The organism is Fluviirhizobium alvei, from assembly GCF_030551875.1.
GTDB lineage: Bacteria > Pseudomonadota > Alphaproteobacteria > Rhizobiales > Rhizobiaceae > Rhizobium_E > Rhizobium_E alvei.
Window position 1 is genome coordinate 1 of the sequence record NZ_JAUOZU010000037.1, and the last position, 1,190, is coordinate 1,190.

At 55.0% G+C, this 1,190-nt stretch carries 1 pseudogene; it reads left to right on the top strand.

Annotated features, from left to right (window positions below):
• Positions 1-23: 23 nt before the first annotated feature.
• Positions 24-1,161: pseudogene (locus tag Q4481_RS24545) on the top strand (IS3 family transposase).
• Positions 1,162-1,190: the final 29 nt, after the last annotated feature.

Here is a 1,190-nt window from a genome sequence, read left to right on the forward strand (position 1 = left end):
TCCAATGAAACTGGAGCGAAGGAATGCAACGAAGAAAGTTCAGCCGCGAATATAAGCTTGAAGCGGTAAGATTGGTTATTGAGCGCAGCGTCAGCGTTGCGCAGGCAGCCCGCGATCTGGATGTTCACGAGAACGTTCTGCGCAAATGGGTCAAGGAATATGGTTCTGATCCAGTGCAGGTCTTTCCAGGCCACGGGCAAATGAAGCTCGAGCAGCTTGAGATCGAGCGGCTGCGCAAGGAAGTTGCCAAGCTGAAAGCGGAGCGTGATATCCTAAAAAAGGCCGCTGCCTACTTTGCGAAGGACGTGATATGAAGTTCGCGTTCATTGCAAAGCACCGTTCGATCTGGCCGGTGGCATGGCTCTGCGAAGCGCTGGGTGTCTCTCGTTCCGGCTTTCATGCCTGGCTTAATCGTTCTCCGAGCCACCATGCCCGGTATGACGAGGTTCTTCTGGACAAGATCAAAGGCAGTTTCAAAGAGAGTGATCGCACCTATGGTGCCCGGCGTGTCTGGCACGATCTTCTTGCTGAAGGCTTTTCCTGCGGCCTGCATCGTGTCGAACGGCTCATGCGTGAGAATGCACTGAGAGCAAGACCGAGAAGGCGCGGCCTGCCGAAGGACGGCGGTGAACGGTCGGTCATCATGCCGAACGTATTGGATCGTCAGTTTGCGGCCGACAGACCGAACCGAAAGTGGGTGGCCGATTTTACCTATCTATGGGCTGGCTTTATGTCGCCGCCGTTATAGACCTGTTCTCCCGTCGTGTTGTCGGCTGGTCGATGAACTCCAGCATGACCTCCCAGCTCGTGACCGATGCTCTGATCATGGCGATCTGGCGCAGAGGAAAACCGGACGCGTTGCTGCATCACTCAGATCAGGGCAGCCAATACACCAGCGAGCAGTTCCAGCGTCTCATGGCTGACCATGGCATCACCTGTTCGATGAGCCGGTCGGGCAATGTCTGGGACAATGCTGCGATGGAAAGCTTCTTCTCATCACTCAAAACGGAAAGGACGGCCCGCAAAGTCTACAGAACCAGACACGACGCCAAGGCAGATGTGTTCGATTACATCGAGCGCTTCTACAATCCCAAGCGTCGGCATTCGACACTGGGTTATCTCAGCCCGATGGAATTTGAAAACAAACTGGGATTAGCTTAACTCGGCGTCCGAAAAACCGGCAGCAGGCC